The following is a 16696-nucleotide window of genomic DNA, read 5'->3' on the forward strand; positions in this document are numbered from 1 at the left end:
CAGCACAGCGGTCAGAACGGCGTCACAGTCAGTCGTTGCAGAGCGGGTCGTCGGCTGCGGGCGGCTGGTGGAAGCACAAGATGGCCTCGACGCCGACGTAGGTGAACTCCCACGGCTCGGGCACCGGTCCCTGCTGGCCGCCGTCGGGCGGGTAGCTCGGGATCCAGCCGTGCCGCTTTGCGTTGGCGAAGTTGTCGGCCGACAGCCACTCATAGGCGGGCGTCTGCCCGAAGTTGCTATACCCAGCCTGACCGATGTCGATTGCGTATCCCGTGTGGTGCTTGGAGTAGCCCGGCGGCGCCGACAGCTTCAGGCGTTCTGCGAGGTCACCGAACACATAGGGCGCCTGGAGCGGACGCAAGAACACTCGTCGCTGGTGCTGGTGCCCCCGGTACGCGGACCTCAGCACCAGGGCGAAGCCATGCTCAGCGGCGTCTGCTCGCAGGGCCAGCCACGCCGAGGCGGCGGGGCGCTGCAAGGCGAGGCCCTCGCCGATGAGACGCAGTTGCGCGTTGTCGGCCGGCAGCGGTCGGCGCCGGTAACCGCGTTTGACCGCCTCGGCGCGAATCCGATCGTCTAACCCGGCTGCATCGATGATCGTCGGCGCATTCGAGATCGACGACAGGTTCGGCAGCGCTGCGGTGCTGAACAGCCGGTTGAACTCCGGCCCCGTGAAATGCGGGAAGTACAGCGAGTCGATGTCTGGGGGAGCGGGCTCTCGCCAGCGCGATGTGGGCTCGTCCCGGGTTGTCGCGGGCGTCCATGGCCCGATGATCGGCTCATCGATCCAGGTCTGCGGCTCGGCGACCGTGGCGCCGAGCGCATTCGGTCCCAAGAGGGCCGTCAGGCCGAAGGTTGCTGCAGTGACAGCCCAGCGGCAGCGCCGCCATCGACGCGAACCAGTCTCAGGCAACACCGGCGGGCCCATCGGTACGCACGAGTGTGCGATAGAGGTCGCCATAGAGACCCTCAGCAGCGAGCAGAGCGGCGTGGCGGCCCTGTTCGACGAGGCGTCCCCGGTCGAGCACCAAGATCTGATCGGCGTCGGTGATGGTGGACAGGCGGTGAGCAATCACCACCGCGGTCCGCCCGGCCAGCGCAGTCGCAAGTGCGTTTTGCACCAGCGACTCGTTCTCGCTGTCGAGGTGACTGGTGGCCTCGTCGAGCACCACGATGGCAGGGCGTTTCAGCAGCACTCGGGCGATGGCCAGCCGCTGCTTCTCGCCGCCGGAGAGCCGGTAGCCGCGCTCGCCCACGACGGTGTCCCAGCCGTCGGGCAGGCTGGCGATGAGCTCGTCGATGTGGGCGGCCCGGCACGCCTCGTCGAGTTCTTGATCGGTGGCCTCAGGTCGGGCGTAGCGCAGGTTCTTGGCGATGCTGTCGTGGAACAGGTGCGGATCCTGGGAGACGACGCCGATGTGGGATCGCAGCGACTCCGAGGTGACGTGGCGCACGTCGTGCCCGTCGATGAGCACTGCGCCGCTGTCGACGTCGTACAGCCGTGCAACGAGCGCAGCGAGCGTCGTCTTGCCTGCGCCCGACGGCCCGACGAGCGCAACGGTCTGGCCCGGCTCGATGACGGCCGACACCGCCTCGAGGGCCGGTCCTGTCAGCGCCTCGCTCGGCGGCGCCCCTAGCGCGCCCTTGGCCCCTGCGGTCGTCGCGGGCGCGCTGCCGTGCTGCTGGGGCGTCGCTGGCGCGCCGCCTAGCTCGGCAAGCACATTGCTGTCGGCCGGCGGGTAGGCGAACGTCACGTTGCGCAGCTCGATCTTCCCGACGAGAGTGTCGAGTTCGACGGCGTCGGGACGATCGGCAATCGGATTCGGCAGGTCCAGCACGGCAAAGACCCGCTCGAACGAAACGAGCGCAGTCATCACGTCGACCCGGGCGTTCGTCAGGCTGGTCAGCGGCGTGTAGATGCGAACCACCATCAGGCCCAGCGCGACGAGCGTGCCGATGGTGAGCGATCCCGAGATCACCAGATGCGCGCCCACCCAGTAGAGCAGTGCTGCTCCCACGGCGCCCACCAGGCTGAGGCCGATGAAGAACGCCCGCCCGTAGAGCGCGCTGCGCACCCCGATGTCGCGCACCGTGCGTGCAGTGCGGCTGAAACCAGTCCGTTCGACGTCATGGCGTCCGAACAGCTTGACCAGCAGCGCACCGGCCACGTTGAGGCGCTCGGTCATCACCGTGTTCATCTCGGCGTTGTGCTCCATGCTCTGGCGGGTCAGCGCCTGGAGCTTGCGGCCGACGCGTTTGGTCGGAGCGATGAACACCGGCAGCAGCGCCAGTGCCAGCAGCGTGAGCCGCCACTCCAGGGCCAGCATCGCGATGAGCGTCGTGGTCAGGATGATCGTGTTGGACACGACCGAGCTGAGCGTGCCCGTGAAGGCGCGCTGTGCACCGATGACGTCGTTGTTCATGCGGCTGATCAGCGAGCCCGTCTGCACATGAGTGAAGAACGCGATGGGCATCCGCTGGACGTGGTCGTACAGGCTCACGCGCAGGTCGAAGATGAGACCCTCGCCGATGCGCGCCGACCACCAGCGCTCGATGAACGACAGGCCGGCCTCGCAGAACGCGGCTGCCACGATGATCCCGGCCAGCACGTTGAGCTGCCACCGGTCTCCCGCCGGGATGGCGTCGTCGATGATTCGCCCGAACAGGATCGGCGGCACCAGGAATGCAAGCGCGCCCAGCAATTGCACCACGAGGAATCCCGTGAGCATCCCCCGGTACGGGCGTGCCAACGATGCCGCGCGGCGAACCGTGCTGCGCCCGATGTGACGACCCTTGATGCCGGCCGGATCGTGCCCCATCGCGCCGTGCGCGGAAGCCATGGTCACCACGCAGCGCACGATACGAGCCGCTCGGCGAACAGCAGCAGCGACCGCGGTGCGCAGTCGCCGGTGCCCGTGCGGCCTGCCCCGGCGTAGGCAGGGTCGAGCGGACGCTCGGGGCAGCGGTGCCGCCTACCGGCTCAGCACCTCACACGTAGGGCCAGCGACGCTTTGAAGCGCCCGAGGTGTCGCTTGATCCCTCTGTTGGCCGTGGCTCGGTGAGCGCCCAGCGGCGGCGCCACGCCGATGCCGTGGGGCCCTCGAGGCCGGGGCTGTCGGCACTGTGCAGGCGTCGGCGGGCCGCGAACCAGTTCCCGGTGGCGGTCTCGTCGGCGAGTCCCTCCACTGCGGCCTGCAGCCGTGCGGTGAAGCGTCGGTTGTTCTCGCCCTCGTCGAAGCTCAGCGGGCGGCCGAAATTGATCACCGAGCGGGAACGCCTCGGCCACGCGCGGCCCTTGCGCAGGATGTCGAACGTGCCCCGGATGTGCACGGGCACCACGGGCACACCGGCCTGCTTGGCCAAGAACGCCGCGCCGGGACGGAACTGCTGCCCCCAGCCGTCGCGCGAGCGGCCTCCCTCGGGATAGATCACCAGGCTCCAGCCGCTGCGCAGCAAGGCGACGGCCTTGTCGATCGTGCGTCGGTTGAGTGCGGTTCGCTCGATGGGGATGGCGCCGACGAAGAGTGCAGAGATCGCCGACGTGACGCGGTTCCCGAAGAAATAGTCGGAGGCGGCGCCCACGATGAGCCGATTGCGCCACGGCTCGGGCATCGAGGTGGCGATGACTGCGGTGTCCGCGTGGCTCTGGTGGTTGGCGGCGAACACGGCTGGCCCCTCCAGCTCGCTGAGCCGGTCGACGCCCTTGACGGTCGGCTGGGCGTAGTACCGCACCATCGTTTGAACCACCGTGTCACGCGCGACACGCCGGGCGACCCGCGCAGGAAAACGCCGAGCCCAGTCGGTGTCGTAGTTGGCCCCCACGTTCACCGGCAGGGGCGTCTGCCCACGGGGCGTCGGGGCGGCCCGCAGCGGGAATTCGGTTCCGCGCATGATGCGCGTCACCGAGGCCTTCTTGCGCCCCGAGCGCTTGGCCCCGAGGTGCGTGATGCCCGACTTCTCAGACGACATCGGCCATCAGCATCGGCGGATTGTGAATGTGGGTGATCGACGGGTCTCGCCCGACTACGTCGGTGGCCATCTCAAGCGCATCGTTCAGCGTCGACGCCGAGCGGAAGCCCAGGCGTCCCACAGCGGCCTTGTCGCCGCCGACGATGATCACCCCGCCGAGGTGCTCGAGCGCATGCGCGCACCAGTACCACATGTAGAACGGGTGTACGCCGTGGTAGGCGTAGGAGGTCCGGTACAGGTGCCGGTACCACTCGTCTTCGGCGTAGCGCTTCTCGTAGCGATGCTCGATGACCTCGGGGTCGGTGGTGTCGGCCAGCACTTCTTCGAAGAAATCGATGTAGCTGGGATGGTGCACAGGGTGGAATTCCCACGGCGTGGGGTGCGTCATGATCACCACGCCGCCCTGCCGGACGAGCGGGCGGCCCCGGTACAGGTTGAAGAAATACCCGAGCCCCAAGCACGCCACCAAGATCGGGTTCATGATCGAGTTGACGTTGTAGGGGCACAGGTACGGCAGCCCCATCGTCAGCACGTCGGTCTGGCCCTCCACCCGCACCAGGTGCTGGCGGTAGACGTTCTCGAGCGTGCGGCGATGCACAGCCTCGACCTCGCCGGCCTGCACCGACGTCAGCCCATACGGCGCCCGGATGCCGTGGAAGATGCGTCGGGCCTGCCGGCGGGACATCAGGTCCAGCGCTGTCTTGGTGCCCATCAGCATCATGCGGTCTCGTGCGGACATCTCCCACTCGCGTCGCTGGAGGAAGCCGTACTGGGAGGGAAACGTGTCGTTGTTGAGCGTCGTCTCGATCTGGAACACCTTCACTCCCGCTTCTGCCAGCAGGCGTCCTTGGCGCCAGTTGCGGGTGTGCAGCTCGGAGTGCTCAGGGTCCATGAACGACGTCGAGTGCCGCATCGTGTGCACGTTGTGGTGGTGGCGCAGTGCGGTGTAGGGCGACAGCCCAGTGGCGACGCTCTTGTGGCCGCCGTCCATCGACACCAAGTTGATGTTCACGTACACCAGCAGGTCGGATTCGACGGCCCGCGTGGAGATCACCACCTCCTCGCCGGCTTCGGTGGTTCCCAAGTGGGTGAGTGCGTCGGGGTCTTCGGCGTCGAAGTTGTAGAGCTGGCCGTGGGGGGCGAACGCGTCGTACACCCGGTCGCCGACGGCGTGGCGCAGCTCGGCTTCGGTCATGCGGCGGTGGAGCGCGAGCGCGGCAATGAGCTCGACGTCGTCGACGCCCGCAGACGCTGCTATGTCGAGCACCTGCTCGATGATCCGGCCGCGGATGTCAGGGGCGACCATCGGGGGCAGCGGCAGCGAGATGTCGTCGAACGCGATGGTCAGCTTCATGCCGGGCTGCATGTAGGCGGCCAGGGGCTCGCGATCGCCCAGCGGGTTCGCCAGGGCCTCGGCGATGGCGCGTTCGGGATCGCGCACGGGGTCCAGCGGCTCGTTGGGATACACGACCCGGCTGCCGACCGGCAGCTTCTCCAAGCGCAGTCCCTCGCCGTGGTGGAACAGGATGGGCGGGGTCGTGCGGTCCACGTCGAGGACGAGACCCTTGCGGGCAGTCATCGCGAATACCTATCGTTCCCGACACCGACTTCGGCACGCGAGCGGCGTGACCGGTGCGTCTGGTCGAGGCGGTCAGTGTTGGCGCGCACCCGAAACCGCGGTGCAATCGGCAGCAGCGGACGTGGACCGCCCGGCGAGCGTTCCCAGTTCTCGCACAGCCAGCCCCGCTTGTCGGCGATGGTGACCAGCCGGGTCTCGGGATTGACAGCCACGGGATAGCCCACGGCCTCCAGCATCGGCATGTCCGATGCTGCATCGGCGTACGCCACCCCTTGGGCCAGGTCAAGCCCTTGGGCGGCCGCCCAGTCGACCATCATCTGGGCGCGCACCTCGCCCGTGGGCGGGACATCGATCATCTCGCCGGTATAGCGCCCGTCGCGGCTGTCGATGCGCGCCGCGATGATGTGGTCGAACAGCGGCGCCAGTGGCTGGACCGCCAGCTCCAACGCGCCGGTGATCAGCACCGTGCGATGGCCCGCGGCCCGATGTTCTCGTACGCGCCGCAGACCGGCGGGAAATGCCTTGGTCAAGAACAGATGGCTGAGCATCTCGGCTGCGTCGGCATCGAGCTGACCTACCGACGCCCCCTTGTAGCGCCGGTAGAAGTGGCGCAGGAAATCGGTGCGGTCGCGGCGATCTCGCCGCCACAGCCCAGGTGTCTCTGCCAGGGTGCGCAGGGCGAATCGCACGCGCTGGGGCGTATCGAGCCTGCGGGTAGCGAGCCACGCGTACGTCTCCACCACGTTGCTGGCGATCAGGGTGTTCTCGAGGTCGAATGCGGCGAAATGGCGGTTTGGGTCGAGTACCGCGGTCCGCAGGCGCTCGTTGCGGCTCGGCCCGATGCGGGGCTGAGGTGTGGTCTTGACCCGTGCCTGGGCGATGACGGTCGGCAGGTGCACGTCGGCGATGTAGGTAGGCCAGTCGATGACGCGGGGGTCGAAGCCGAACCTGTCGCGGTCGGCTTGAGGCAGCGATTCCCACAACTCAGTGGTGCGGTCGATTTCGTACAGCGCTTCGCACTTGCCGTAGGCGCCGTACAGCAGCACGTAGTCACGGATCTGCTCGAGCCCCGCTCGCTGCTGCGCAAGCCGGATGGTGAAGTCGTTGCGGCCGCGCATCGGGAGGCGATGCACCACCTTCTCGGCCGCGTTGAACAGCGACATGGCCCGGTCGAGCTGTTCCTCGAGCCCGCTCGCGCCCGCGTAGCGCCACTGGGTGCTGGCGGTGGGATGACCCTTGGAGTCATAGACCGGGTGATCGGCGAACCACTGCATGGTGGTCTCGGTCAGCACCTTGAAGCGCAGCGGGTTCACCGCGCCAGAGGCCACCTGGAAGATCTCGGGCTCGGGTGCGGGCCCCCGTGCTGCGACGGCGATGATCGCCGCGGCCACCATGTCGACGGGGATGACGTCGATGATGCCTTCGGGGTAGCCCGGGAAAGTGTCGAGCTCGCCCTTCGCGAACGACACGAACAGCGGTTCGGCCATGCGGAAGCCGCGGATCCAGCCTGGCGAGGGCTCGGAGAAGGCAGATTCGATGATGGACGGCCGCACGATGGAGATGGGCACGTCGCCCTGCAACTCCACCAGTGCCTGCTCGCCGAGCGCTTTTGAGTAGGTGTAGACGTCCGGCCATCCCAGCGAGGTTGCGCGGCTGCGGCCGGCGGTGACCATCTCGGCGTCCACCCATTCCCGGCGCAGCTGCTCGGTCTTGGCGGCGAGCAGCGGCAAGCCGGCGGGGCCGAGTTCGTCGCGGGCATCGCGATGAAAGCGGCGAAGGCGAGCCGGTGTGCGACTGGTGGCGTCGAGATCGGCCCGAGTGCGCCGCGCTGCTGACACCTCCGCCCGCCAGTCCACGTCCATCGAGAACGGTGTGTCTGCCAAGAAGACTTCCGACGCTGAGCCACGCCGGTTCCCAGCGACATAGCACGTCGACACGGCGATGACGTGCGGTGCGGTGCCTTGGCGCCGGCAGGCCTCGAGCAGTCGGTTGGGGCCCAGGAGGTTGATCTCGATCGATGCATCGAGCGGGCTGTCGAAGCTGACGGTGGCAGCCGAGTGGATGATGACATCGCAGCTGCAGAACAGCTCGAGGTCTTCGGGCGACAGGCCCATCCCGTCGACGCTCACGTCGCCGGACACGACGGTGATGCGGCGACTGCAGATGTCGTCGAAGTCGGCGCCCCAGGCGGTGCGAAGCCGTTCGAACGCATCGTTGCGCAGGATCTCGCGTTCGACGCGCCGGTTCACATCCCTGCGGCGACCCGGACGCACCAGCAGCACCAGGTCGCAGTCGGGCACCGAGCGCAGCAGCCGCTCGACGAGCGCCGTGCCCAGAAAACCGGTTGCACCGGTGATGGCAATGCGCTTCGCAGCCAACGCGTCGGCGATCACGACGTGTTGTTTAGCCCCATCGGGGCCCAGATACGCGCACGACCGCTCGATCCGCTCATGGCGCAGCCTCGTGAGAGCAACGAATGGGCAGAGCGTTTCGCTGTCGAACCACTCGTTTCCCGCTCATGTTCCCCATGCTCATGCGGTTGGGCTCACGGGCCGCTCGGGCCACGGCTTCGCCCTGTGCTTCCCGCTCAAGCTCGCTTCGCTCACGGGCCGCTCCGGCCCAGGGCTCAGCTTCCGGAGAGTTCTGCGAACAGTCGGGCGCACGCACGGACCGCCCGCCAACCGCTTGACAGCGCAAAGCGTTCGCAGGTGCTCCCGGGGCGGCCCGAGGGTGGCGAAGTCTGCGGCCCGCTGCATCCCAGCAACAGAGTCGCAGCAGCAAGCGTCATGAGAGCCCGGCGGGATGCTGCCAAGCCGACCCGACCTCGCAGGCTGTGTGTGGTCTTGCTGGTATTGCGGCGGGACGGCATCGAGTGAAGTCTGCTGCTTGGCACGGCATGTGCCGTCACCCGGTCACCCGATGGATGCGCTGGGCTGCTATGGCGGGCCTGGCACATGCGGCCTCGGTGCCTCCCGTTTTTCCACTTTTCTAATGGGGTGTGTTTTCTAACGCGGTGTGCGACTTTCGTGTTCTGAGGGAGGCGTACCGTCGGCAACAAGAAGGCTCGAGTGAATCTCACGAACTTGAGCCAGGACACGAAAGGAACGAATCATGCAACCCGACCACCACCTCGTCTCCAGACCGACGCGAGGCGATCCTCCAAGACGTCGGAATCCCGATTCCTGGCGGCTGTGCTGATCGTTGTCGCTGTGGGCGCGCTGCTGCCGACCGGCGCATCAGCCGAATCTGCGACCGACGCTGAGGCATCGGCTCACCCTGTGGTCGCTTCGTACGCAAGCGATTACGGCGTCGGTCTCGCCGAGGCGCAGCGCCGCCTCGCACGCCTACCTGAGATGCAGGACATCCTCGCTGCGCTGCGTGCTGCCGAACCCGAGCGTCTCGCTGGGTGGGGGATCGATCACGACGGACCGATGACCGCCTGGGTGTGGCTCGTTGGCACGAACCCGCCCAGCAGTGCTGCCGCAGCGATAGCGGCCTCTCACACCGACGTCGAGATCCGCACCGGCGCGAAAGTCACGTTTGCGTCACTCGCGGCTGCTCAGGATGCTTTCGGCGTTGGTAGAGGCATCGGTGCCGCGGGAAACACGGGCGCAGCGGACGCCACGCAGATCGACCTCAGTGACATGCTCACCCACACAGCAGTCGACCTGCGAGCCAACGCGCTCGAGATCGGCATCGATCTCGGCGCGGCGCCGACGGCGCCATTGGGTGCCCTTGACCCTGGGCAAGGACAATCGCCGACCGGCCCGTTGGGCACAACCGGTGACGTCAGCAACAGCAGCAGCGGCACGCTGGATCTCATAGCACAACTGCTCGCATCCCATCTCAGCGTTCCGTATAACGTCATCGAAGCAGAACCAGTCGAAGCCGAAACCGCATTCGAAGGAAGCCACCGAATGAAGAACGGATTGGCGGTCTGCACATCCGGCTTCACTGTCTACCACCGCAGTACCGGTCGATACGGTCTGCTCACCGCCGGACACTGCGACGAAGACACCTATAGGGCGCAAGGAACGACGCTGACGTTCGAGAGTCGGCAATACGGTAGATTCTTGGACGCCGCAGTGTATTTGATTCCTTCAGGCCAGTCACACCAAGTGACGAATAAGGTCATCTGTGTAAACAACTACGCGACTCAGAGCATATGTAGCATTCGAAGCATCGAATCGAGTCGTTTGAAGATGATGGATATGCCCGTTTGCCGCTCTGGTACCAACAGCGGCGTCTCATGTGGAACCGTCAATAACGTTAGTTATCTCCCGAACCCGGATGAAGGTTGCGATGGAATCGGGGGGCCGTGCGCTGCCGTATACGTTCAAGCCACTGGCCCGACGATGCAAAGCTGCCGCGGCGATAGCGGTGGGCCCGTCTACAGCGGCAACTCGGCTTACGGAATTCATAATGGGAGCAATTCGGGTAACGATTGTGACCTTCTCGGAGTTTCAATTTACTTCAGCGCCATTGGAAGAGTTACGTCGATTCTGGGAGTCGATGTCGTTACCTTTGGTCCGACTAATGTCCCATAGTGATGTGTCTGTTGACAGCATGGGGCCGATGAGCGTCGGTTTGCCCGCCGGACTCCCTCGCCACGACAGCGTCACAGCAGTGGCAACGAGTTGCGACTCTAGGTAGACGGTACCGAGTCGATGTGGTTACGAGTTCCGCGAACCGTCGTAGGTGTCGTGCTTTGGTCAACACTCATCATGGCGGGATGTGCACCAGCCCCGCCCGGCGCTGCCCCCCAGCCGGAAGGGCAACGCCGGGCGGCCTATGATGAACCCGTCAACATTGATACCAGAGAACAGACAGTAGTAGTAACACCAGTGGCTACGAATGAGTCTGCGACGACAAACGAAGCCTACGCGCCACATCCCGATGACATACTGCCTCTGCCGTGGGCTGATTTCCATGAAATGTATGATGCCGCCATCGATAGCATGAGCCATGGCATGGAGATATCGGGTCGGCTCGTGATCGAAGGCAGGTGTGCGTATATTGATTCTCGAGCCGACTACGCGACGTACACTGAAGGACCTCAGCGCCTAGTGTTGTCACTGCCGCGCGGAAAGTTCCAATACGATTCGCGATCCGAGGAACTTTGGATGCACCATAAGGATCGACAAATTGAAGGGCCGATTCGTGTCGGCGAACGTGTGAGTATTGGCGGTTCTTACGCAAGTTTACGAAGTCGAGATTGCGGGAACGAGATAATAGTCAGTACACCCTCTATTTGGGGTTGCAGGCGTTTCCCGTCTGTAAATAATCCCTTGTGCGAGATTGAGGAATATGCCCGCTTCCATCGCATTCAACGTGACGAGGCCCGACGACGCTTTGAACTCTTTCCGGTCCTGCAGGCTGCGTTTGAGGAATTGAGAGAAATCGAATCGGACCGGGTGGCCGGATGGGGATTCGATCACGGATTGGAATTTGCGGCATGGTTCTCACTGACGGGTCTTGAGTCGCCGAGCGAGACGGCTCTGGCTCTCGCCAATGCACATGATGATCTTGAGATCCGAACCGGGGCCGAGACCAGCTACAACCAGTTGCTTGAGGCCCAAGCGGCATTCGCGGACGGGCAGGACTTGCATTTGCCATTCGACGCTGACGTGGACAACATCGCGCGTTTCGAACTAGCCGATGCAGTCACGCGCAGTTGGATCGATCTCTCCGAAGGTCACCTCGGCATCGGTGTCGACACGGACTGGGTGCCGCGTCAAGTGGCCTCGGCGCTACTGGCCAGCGAACACGGCAGCTACCCCGACGCTGCCTCTGTTCCGAGTCATATTCCAAACGAAGAACTGCTCGCAACCATCGAGCGCATCATCGCGCAACGCCTCGACGTCCCCCTGCTTGTGCAGCGCGCTTTGATGCGCCGTTGATCGGGTGTTCTGCGTGGGTCAATTTCGCCCGCTGGGGGTCCCGGTCCGCTGCACGCGACCGGCAGCAGTACCGCGGTGACGCAACCGGCGAGCACCCGCCGCGAGGTCACGCCAGTTTTGTGGCGATGGACCCCACGGAGCGGAGGGCCGTGCCGTCGGCGCCTTGCGTCACGAACCGGCGAGTGGGTCGGCAGGCTCTACCGGTGGTTGCGAGTGAGTCGAGTGTAGATGTCGGCGGCTGATTGCCAGTTGTGGAGTCGGCGTGGCATCCAGTTGAGGTTGTCCTCGATGATCGACAGTCGCAGTGGGCTGAGGTCGAGCGGTGTGCCTTTTGGCAGCCGGCGTCGAAGCAGCCCGTTGGTCTGCTCGTTGGTGCCGCGCTGGGTTGGGCTGTGGGGTTCGCAGAAGAACACCTCGATGCGGGGTGCCGTTTCGATGTCGGCCCCGCTGGCCATCTCGCGGCCTTGGTCCCAGGTGAGGCTGCGCACCAGATGGGCGGGCTGGCGAGCCAACGCGGCGGTGGCCGCGGCTGCGACGTTGGGCGCCGTGTAGCCGTGCGGCAATGCGACGACCAGCGTGTGGCGGCTGACGCGCTCCACCAGAGTGGCCGCGGCGCTGCGGTTGGCTGCCCCGATGATCAGGTCGCCTTCCCAATGGCCCGGCTCGCTTCACTCGGCGACGGCTGCGGGCCGCTCGCTGAGCGGCCGGTATTGCCCCAGCGGGCTGGCCTTGTCGCTGTGGCCGCTGCGCGGACGACGACGGCGCCGGCCCCTCGGCAGGTCGGCCCACGCGTCCGCGTCGAGCCCGCAGCCGCTGTACGCGGCCCGGTAGATCGTCTCCGTGCACACCCGCCGCCCTTCGGCGGCCATGTCGGCGCTGATCGCCTGCGGCGACCAGCGCTGGGTCATCCTACGTTTCACCTGCTCGGCCAGCACCGGGTCCGCTTCGAGCTTGCAGGGGCGGGGCCGCCGCGCCTGCAAGCTCGCGTCAGCCTGCGCTGCCGCCGCGTCGTACACAGTCATGGGGCCGCCGCAGCGGCCCAGCTCGCGATAGACCGTCGCCGGATGTCGGCCCAGCACTCCCGCGATGTCCAAAGCAGTCGCTCCCGCCGATCTCATCGCCTCAATCCGGGCGCGCTCGAACGCGCTCAGCCTCGCTGCCATACTGGACACCTCCACTGGTGGTTGCCGTGTCGAACAACCGGTCATCATGACCGATCACTCGCAATCACCGGTGGAGTCCGCCATGCATTACGTGGATGTAAAGGAGACAGTGGTGGTCCTGTGTACAGCTGGTCTTCTGCATATGGTGTCTTCAACGGCGGCCAGAAAGATCCGAACTGCACCCGAGTCGGAACGTATGTGTACTTTAGCGCGATCCGGAATGTCACATACTTTCTCGGCGTTAGGGTCCGCCGCGGGTCAAGTCGCGCGAATGACCAGTGTGATTGCCAAGAGTTGCGCATGATTCCCGAGCGCAGACCACGCGACTTGACTTCTGGCGAACCCTTAGCTTGGTAACCTTCGGTCCTATCAACGTCCCATGATTCCATAGTCGCCCGTGAAAAAAAGTGCTGACCGAAAACGGCTCTTCGCGCTTTAGCGTGGGGTGAGGGTGTCGAGCAGGGTCCAGTCGGGTTTGCCGGCATACAGCAGGACTCGGATGCGGTAGTGGTCGAAGTTGGTGACCCCGAACGACACTCGCTTGATCAGCTTCGCCAGGTTGTTCGCCGCTTCGGTCGGCCCGTTGGTCACCTGTGAGCGGTGCCAGTTGGTGATCGGGGTGCGCCAGGCGTGCAGGGTGCGGCCGAGCTTGTTCAGCTCCGGGGAGTACGTGTCGTCGCGCAGGTCGCGGGACAGTTCGTCGAGGGCTTCGAGCGCGACCTTGCGGTTTGGGATGCGGTAGGTCATGCGCAGGGTCTCCTTGGCGTGCCATGCGTCGCGGACTTCGCCGTGGGGGTCGCCGGCTGCGAGCAGGCCGCGCAGCTTCGCCTCGCCGCGTTCGGTGACTCGTTCGTGTGCCTTGAGCAGCAGCCGCCGTATCCGGTACAAGGGATCGTGCTTGGTGCCGCGTCCGCCGGTGGTCTCGTTCTGGACGCGTCTGCGCACTTCGTCGATGGTGCTGTTGGCGAGCTTGACGACATGGAACGGATCGGCGACCTGGATCGCTTTGGGCAGCGAGCCGGTGAACGCCTTGCGGTACGGCCCTGACAGGTCCATGACCGCCCACCGCACCCGCCGCCGCCACACCGAGGTGCGCGCCTGGATCCATCTGGTGGCCCCTTTGGCGCTCTTACCAGCGACTATGTCGAGCAGCTTGCCCCGCCTGGCGTCCACGATGGTGGTGCCCCAGTGCTGTTCGCGGTACCGGCCGCGGCGGAACATCAAGATCTCGTCGAGCCCCAAAGCGGTCACGCCGCCGATGCGCGACCGGTCGGCTTCGAGCAGCGCTCGGCCCCAGCGATGCACTGCGGCCATCGCGGTGTGCCAGTTGCAGCCCAGCTCGGCTGCGATCTCTTTGATCGCCCGTCCCTTGCCCGCCCCGCGGGTCGCCCAGCGAGCAGCCCGGCTCGTCATGCGCCCCCTGGGCGGCGCGATCTGAGGCTCCTGATCGGTGAACGTGCGCACCGCGCAGCCCTGATGAGGGCACAGCCAGCGGCGCTTGCGCCACACCAGCCGGGCCGGCCGCCCGAACGCCGGCAGATCAGCCAGACCCACCGCGCTCGCCCCGTGAGCCCACACCTTGCCGCCGCAGCCCCCACAGCACGGCCGCCCGCTCAACTCGATCTCGACTTCGAGCGGGCCGCCGCGGCGGCCCCGCACATCGAGCACCGCGACATGCGGGCCCAGACCCACGATCAACAACAACGCACGCGTAAGGTCAACAGCCACAGGGATCCTCCAGAACTCGCGGTCTCGACACCTCCGATTCTGGGGGATCCCTCCCTATCCAGCCCGAACCCTCACAGCACTACCCCACGCGGAAACGCGAAGCGCCCCGAAAACTCTCGTGCATCAAGTCATTGCTCCAAGATGAAATTCACTTACGTCCTTGCCTGCGCCGTGACCTGCTATTCGTGTTCGATGACCTCGCCGTCTGCGGATGAATTAGCCCAAGAACCACTTGGCGTAGACAACTCGCCCATGGCTACTAGCATGGAGGTTGGGCGAACGATTGACCATTCGTCTGCGCCATTGACCTCGGTGTTGCCTCAACGTAGCTCGCAGGGTGTTGCACGATTGTCGCGTGTCGAATTAGCAGAGATGCATGAACCTGGTGACGATTACCATATGGTCGACCAACGAGGGACGCTAGTAATCGACAGGGACTGTGTTTATATTGTCCTTACAGGCGAGGAAGACTTCTCTCCAACAGGTAAATCACCTTATGTGTTGTCCCTGCCGCGAGGTAGCATGAGGCACGATGAATCCAACGCACTGTACTGGTGGACTACGAACGGCGAGCAGGTTGAAGGTCCGTTTAGAACAGGCGACATCATCGGGGTCGGAGGATCCGGAACCTTTAGACGCAGCAGCTACTGCGGACACTTGAAACAAATAGAGTCGCAGGCTGGGGCTTCGATCACGGTAAGGAATTTAGGGCTTGGCTGTGGCTCACTGGCCATGAACCTCCGAGCAGAGAGGTCCAGGTGCTCGCCGGCGAGCATGAGGAACTTGAGATCCGAGTCGGTGCCACCACCAGCTATAGTCGGTTGCTCGCTGCTCACGAGGCATTCGCCGACGGGCAGGGCTTCTTCGTGTCGGACGAAGAACGCACAGGCGCAGCGACGCGTTTTATGCTCTCTAATGCTGTCGCCAATAGTTGGATCGATCACTCCGAGAACGGACTCGTCATCGCGGTCGATCCACGTTGGGTACCGCGCCAAGTAGCCGCTGTCGTGCTGACTGGCAATCCTGATGGTTACTCGAGTATGGACATCGTTCCGCATGAGGAATTGCTCGTAACGATTCAGGGCATCGTCGAGCAACGCTTGGGCGTTCCAGTGCGAGTCATGCGTGCGTGGATCGGCCCATAGTGGTCCTTGGCGTAGTTGTTCCGGTTCTTTGGCAGGACGACGAGCTACGCCGTGATGCCAATGCCAGCTTGATGGCGATCAACCCCACAGATCACAGGGCCGGGGATGCCGAGAGCTCTGCGAACAGTCGGGCACACGCGCGGACCGCCCGCCAACCGCATGACAGGGCGTAGCGCTCGTAGTCGCTTCCGGGTGGTCCGAAGGTGGCCAAGTCGCGGCATGCCGTCGCATCGGCGGCGCCGCAGCGCTCCCACATCTGATCCAGGTACTCGTCGTTGCCGGGCGGCGAGTCCTGCGGCGATCGCCCTGCTAGCGCAGGCGGAGCGCCGTCGTCGCCCACCAACAGCGCACAGTCGCGGGTGGTGCGGCCGCCGCAGGTCCAACCGAAGCTGGCATATGCCGATCCCCCCGGCGCGGACAGCACAAGCTGGGCACACGCGCGGCTGCTTCCCTCCCCGCACGCCGCCCACCAGCCGTCCAGTTCAGGGATGTTCCCCGGGGTTGGCGACTCGGAATCGAACTCGACGCTCAGCAGGCCTGCGTCGGCGCCGGGCTCGCCGAGCAGCACATTGCAGTGCAGGTTCTCACGGCCCCCGCAGCTGAAGGCGAAGGCCTCGTAGTCGCTGCCGGCGGGCGACTCGAACAGCAACGCGTTGCAGGCTGCGGCGGAACCCTGCCCGCACACGACCCAGAGCTCGTCGAGCGCAGCGTCGTTTCCGGGCGGAGCGTCGCTGGGATCGAAGCGCGCAGGAGCGCGCACGAGTTCTGCGGGCAACGCCGCGTCGCGCTCCTCAACGGGCGACAGCAACCGGGTATCGACGGGCACGATCCCGCCGGCATCACCGCTGTCGAGAGCGCAGATATCCCTCGCGATGCCTGCGAGCGGCTCATCGGCGGGATCGAGCGGCAAGGACAGCTCGGTGACGCCGAGCGCAGCTGCCAAGCGGGCACGCTCGCAGGCCGTGAGGTCGGACTCTGATGCAATGTCGCCATCGGTGCCCGAGATATTCGATCCGCTGCATCCCACCAACAGAGTCGCAGCAGCAAGCGTCAAGAGAACCCGGCGAGCCGCTGCCAGGCCGACCCGGCCTCGCAGGCTGTTTGTGGTCTTGCTGGCATTGCGGCAGGACGGCATCGAATGAAGTCTGCTGCTTCGCGCAGCATGTGCCATCACCCGGTTACCCGAGGGCATCGCCGAGCCGCGATCGCGGA

At 65.4% G+C, this 16696-nt stretch carries 11 protein-coding genes and 1 pseudogene; 3 read left to right on the forward strand and 9 right to left on the reverse strand.

The window, feature by feature from the left end:
- Positions 1-28: 28 nt before the first annotated feature.
- The 5 genes from ACOGJB_RS17795 to ACOGJB_RS17815 form a co-directional block, all read right to left on the reverse strand.
- The gene (locus ACOGJB_RS17795; protein ID WP_419838420.1) at positions 29-916 is read right to left on the reverse strand and encodes a M15 family metallopeptidase; all 888 of its coding nucleotides are present in this window, start codon (positions 914-916) and stop codon (positions 29-31) included.
- The gene (locus ACOGJB_RS17800) at positions 906-2840 is read right to left on the reverse strand and encodes an ABC transporter ATP-binding protein (protein ID WP_419840764.1); all 1935 of its coding nucleotides are present in this window, start codon (positions 2838-2840) and stop codon (positions 906-908) included. The genes ACOGJB_RS17795 and ACOGJB_RS17800 overlap by 11 nt, the downstream gene beginning before the upstream one ends.
- Before the next feature lie 148 nt (positions 2841-2988).
- A complete protein-coding gene (locus ACOGJB_RS17805) occupies positions 2989-3969 on the reverse strand; it encodes a lysophospholipid acyltransferase family protein (protein ID WP_419838421.1) in 981 nt (326 codons plus the stop codon).
- Positions 3959-5548, reverse strand: a complete 1590-nt coding sequence (locus tag ACOGJB_RS17810; protein ID WP_419838422.1) for a lactate racemase domain-containing protein — start codon at positions 5546-5548, stop codon at positions 3959-3961. Before ACOGJB_RS17810 ends, ACOGJB_RS17805 begins: the two co-directional genes overlap by 11 nt.
- Entirely contained in the window at positions 5545-7941 is a 2397-nt protein-coding gene (locus ACOGJB_RS17815) for an HAD-IB family hydrolase (RefSeq protein WP_419838423.1), read from the reverse strand. Before ACOGJB_RS17815 ends, ACOGJB_RS17810 begins: the two co-directional genes overlap by 4 nt.
- 816 nt (positions 7942-8757) lie before the next feature.
- Between ACOGJB_RS17815 and ACOGJB_RS17820 the strand changes: the two genes are divergently transcribed.
- Together ACOGJB_RS17820 and ACOGJB_RS17825 are read left to right on the forward strand one after the other, a co-directional pair.
- On the forward strand, positions 8758-10095 hold the full coding sequence (locus tag ACOGJB_RS17820; protein ID WP_419838424.1) for a S1 family peptidase: 1338 nt from the start codon (positions 8758-8760) through the stop codon (positions 10093-10095).
- A 297-nt stretch (positions 10096-10392) separates the two neighbouring features.
- Complete coding sequence (locus tag ACOGJB_RS17825; RefSeq protein ID WP_419838425.1) at positions 10393-11448, forward strand: hypothetical protein; 1056 nt, start codon at positions 10393-10395, stop codon at positions 11446-11448.
- Between the two features lie 197 nt (positions 11449-11645).
- Here ACOGJB_RS17825 and ACOGJB_RS17830 read toward each other — a convergent pair.
- The 3 genes and pseudogenes from ACOGJB_RS17830 to ACOGJB_RS17840 form a co-directional block, all read right to left on the reverse strand.
- Positions 11646-12104: pseudogene (locus tag ACOGJB_RS17830) on the reverse strand (IS30 family transposase); the annotation flags it as partial.
- Positions 12105-12116: 12 nt separating this feature from the next.
- Positions 12117-12611, reverse strand: a complete 495-nt coding sequence (locus ACOGJB_RS17835) for a transposase (RefSeq protein ID WP_419838426.1) — start codon at positions 12609-12611, stop codon at positions 12117-12119.
- Between the two features lie 435 nt (positions 12612-13046).
- Positions 13047-14339 carry an ISL3 family transposase gene (locus tag ACOGJB_RS17840; RefSeq protein ID WP_419837643.1) on the reverse strand — a complete coding sequence of 431 codons (1293 nt, stop codon included), beginning with the start codon at positions 14337-14339 and terminating at the stop codon, positions 13047-13049.
- Between the two features lie 758 nt (positions 14340-15097).
- Between ACOGJB_RS17840 and ACOGJB_RS17845 the strand changes: the two genes are divergently transcribed.
- Positions 15098-15484 (forward strand): hypothetical protein, encoded by a 387-nt coding sequence (locus tag ACOGJB_RS17845; RefSeq protein ID WP_419838427.1) that lies wholly within the window; start codon positions 15098-15100, stop codon positions 15482-15484.
- Positions 15485-15575: 91 nt separating this feature from the next.
- Here ACOGJB_RS17845 and ACOGJB_RS17850 read toward each other — a convergent pair whose 3' ends face one another.
- Positions 15576-16619, reverse strand: coding sequence for a hypothetical protein (locus tag ACOGJB_RS17850; RefSeq protein WP_419838428.1), 1044 nt, complete (start codon positions 16617-16619; stop codon positions 15576-15578).
- Positions 16620-16696 lie beyond the last annotated feature (77 nt).

Source organism: Candidatus Poriferisodalis sp., from assembly GCF_965208895.1.
Classification (GTDB): Bacteria; Actinomycetota; Acidimicrobiia; order Acidimicrobiales; family Poriferisodalaceae; genus Poriferisodalis.

Excerpts from the sequence above, each read along its gene's own strand:
- ACOGJB_RS17800 (WP_419840764.1), bottom strand. The coding sequence starts at position 2,840 with ATGGCTTCCGCGCACGGCGCGATGGGGCACGATCCGGCCGGCATCAAG.
- ACOGJB_RS17805 (WP_419838421.1), bottom strand. The coding sequence starts at position 3,969 with ATGTCGTCTGAGAAGTCGGGCATCACGCACCTCGGGGCCAAGCGCTCG.
- ACOGJB_RS17810 (WP_419838422.1), bottom strand. The coding sequence starts at position 5,548 with ATGACTGCCCGCAAGGGTCTCGTCCTCGACGTGGACCGCACGACCCCG.
- ACOGJB_RS17835 (WP_419838426.1), bottom strand. The coding sequence starts at position 12,611 with ATGGCAGCGAGGCTGAGCGCGTTCGAGCGCGCCCGGATTGAGGCGATG.
- ACOGJB_RS17850 (WP_419838428.1), bottom strand. The coding sequence starts at position 16,619 with ATGCCGTCCTGCCGCAATGCCAGCAAGACCACAAACAGCCTGCGAGGC.